2 protein-coding genes are annotated in these 3033 nt (G+C 43.9%); both read left to right on the top strand.

Translation table 11 applies throughout. From position 1 onward, the window contains the following. The coding region (locus tag ACH2DQ_RS28735) for a glycoside hydrolase family 3 N-terminal domain-containing protein (RefSeq protein WP_395028781.1) at positions 1–2376 on the top strand (2376 nt) is incomplete at its 5' end. 138 nt (positions 2377–2514) lie between these two features. After that, complete coding sequence (locus ACH2DQ_RS28730) at positions 2515–2961, top strand: hypothetical protein (RefSeq protein WP_395028780.1); 447 nt, start codon at positions 2515–2517, stop codon at positions 2959–2961. Positions 2962–3033: the final 72 nt, after the last annotated feature.

Raw genomic sequence — 3033 nt, 5'->3', positions numbered from 1 at the left:
CGTACTGCAGGAGAAGATCAGGATAATGCGGATGCAGAAGGCGGCTACCGCCTGACCCGGGAGGAAAAATCAAACCTCGAAGTGCTGACACATCATTTTGAGCAAGTGGCAGTTTTGCTGAACGTTGCAAATATTATTGATATGAGCTGGGCAGAAGACTCTGTTTACCAGGATCATATCAAGGCAATCATGTATATCTGGCAGGGCGGCATGGTCGGCGGCCTTGCTGTTGCAGATGTTTTATCGGGTGATATAAATCCCAGCGGAAAACTGCCTGACACCATTGCTTTTAAGCTGGAAGACTATCCATCTACCAGTAATTTTGGTGGTGGAGACCAGAATTTTTATCAGGAAGATATCTATGTAGGATACCGCTATTTCGAAACTTTCGCACCGGAAAAAGTGCAGTATCCTTTTGGTTTTGGACTATCCTATACTGATTTTAAAATTGAAATATTAGAAGCAAAGTCTGCAGGCAGTGGTGCAGATACCCGGATTGAACTGGCGGTAAGAGTTAAAAATACCGGCGCCTGTGCAGGAAAAGAAGTCGTTCAGGTCTACAGCGGCGAACCTCAGGGTGTGCTGGGAAAACCGGTAAAAGAACTGCGTGCATTTGCTAAAACTGCAAACCTGCAGCCAAAGGAAGAAGAAACGCTTTATATCAGTTTCCCCGCTGCGGCTATGGCTTCTTATGATGACAGCGGTATAACCGGAAATAAGTCCTGTTATGTACTGGAAGCGGGTGCTTATGAAATCTTTGTGGGAAACAGTGTACGCAGCCTGACAAAAGCAGATATTGACCAAAATGGTGCATACATCGTAGACCATCTGACTGTGATCGAAACGTTGGAAGAGGCAATGGCACCCGTCAGGGCATTTCAAAGGATGAAGCCGGGCAAAACAAACAGTGATGGAACCTACGAGATTCAGCAGGAAGAAACTCCGCTGCAGACCATTTCCCTGCAAAACAGAATAACCGGGCGTCTGCCGGAAACAATGCCGCAGACCGGTGATAGAGGAATAAAGCTTCAAGACGTAGCAAAGGGAAAAGCAGAGATGAATGCATTTATTGCCCAGCTGAATACAGAAGAACTGGCAGCTATTGTACGCGGTGAAGGGATGAGCAGCCCCAAAGTAACGCCTGGAACTGCTGCAGCTTTTGGCGGTGTGAGTGATGCTCTGGTAGCATATGGTATTCCCATTGCATGTGCTGCTGACGGTCCTTCTGGAATCCGTATGGAAAGTGGTCTGAAAGCAACGCAGATGCCTATTGGGACATTGCTGTCTTCATCCTGGAATATTCCAATGATGGAAGAACTCTATGCATTAGAAGGAAAAGAATTACGGAATAATGAAATTGATACCCTCCTGGGACCAGGTGTAAATATACACCGTAATCCCTTAAATGGACGAAACTTTGAATATTATTCAGAAGATCCATATCTGACCGGATGCTTTGCCAGTGCGGCGGTAAAAGGAATCCGAAAATCCGGATGCGCAGGAACAGTAAAGCATTTTGCAGGCAATAACCAGGAAAAAGCCCGTTTTCACGTAGACTCCATCATTTCAGAGCGGGCATTGCGTGAAATATATCTGAAAGCCTTTGAAATAGCGGTGAAAGAAGGCAATGCTACCTCTATTATGACTTCTTACAATCCGGTAAACGGACACTGGTCCGCATCAAATTATGATCTGAATACCACTATATTACGGGGCGAGTGGGGTTACCAGGGAATAGTCATGACCGACTGGTGGGCTATGATGAATGATACCGCAGAAGGTGGTCCGGCTGACAGAAAAAATACTGCATTCATGGTCCGCGCCCAAAATGATATTTATATGGTTGTAAACAATAATGGTGCCGAAGTAAATGCCATGAACGACAATACATTGGAGTTTTTGGAAAAAAGAAGTCTTACGGTTGGCGAACTGCAGCGCTGTGCCAAAAATATATGCAAATTTCTGATGCAGGTACCGGCTTTTGACAGAAAACCAGAAGAAGCTGCCAGAATCCAGAAATTTGCTGCAAGAGAATGCCCGGATAAAGACTTCTCAGAAGGAAAAACCTGTTACATACTGTCTGAACTTCCAAAGATCACACCGGCATTTGGGGAAACGGTATGCCTGAAAGTAGAAAATGCTGGAATATTCAGCATTGTGGGAGAACTCTCTTCTCAGGGAACAAATCAGGCACAGGCAACCGTAAATATGATCTTAAATGGAGAAGTTATGACTACCGTACAGCTCAATGGCACCGATGGGAATAAAATTATACAGAAGCTGATCAAGGTAGAACTGGAGCCTGGCTGCTATGAGCTGCGTTTGGATCTGGTAAAACCGGATATGACAATTGGTTGGATTGAGTTTAGAGGATAGAAGATAGATTAGCAGCAAACTACAAATAGGAAACAACAGATCATTAGGGTTTTTTATTCACATTTATTCGTTTTGTCAAATGCCTGTCACATGAATCCGCTATGGTATGAATGGATAAATAAACAGGAGGTTTAACAAATGTATAAAAGAAGTGTTTTGAAACTATGCGTTGGAATAGGAGTTGTTCTGGGGATTTTAACAGGGTGTGCTTCCCAAATTTCAACCGAAGAAACCAAGGAGAAAATACAGTCTGAAGGCACGGGTGATAAAGAGAACATCTACCAGAATATGAATAAAAAACTGGCAGCGTATGAGGTGAACCCGGAAACTTTTGCTTTGAAGTTCCAAAACGGCGGGAAATCTGTAATGATTTCCCAGCCCGGTGAGAAGCGTCTGGTGGAAAATTTCACACAGGATGACGGTGTTTCCAGCTGGTATTATCCGGAGGAGAAAATAGCGGTAACCATAACTCAGGAACAAGATTATCTGCAGGTTATAATAAGCTCTGAAGGAGAAACGGATCATGAATTCAACTGGCCGGTTATAACCGGAGATCAGTATTATCTGCCATTGGGGACAAAATAAAACTCTCTGCCTTCCGAAGCCAAATACTTCATAACAGGAAGGAACTTCTTTACATTTTGTGCCGTTTGAATA

Source organism: Robinsoniella sp., assembly GCF_034124845.1.
This window is presented reverse-complemented; position numbering and strand designations above follow the sequence as displayed.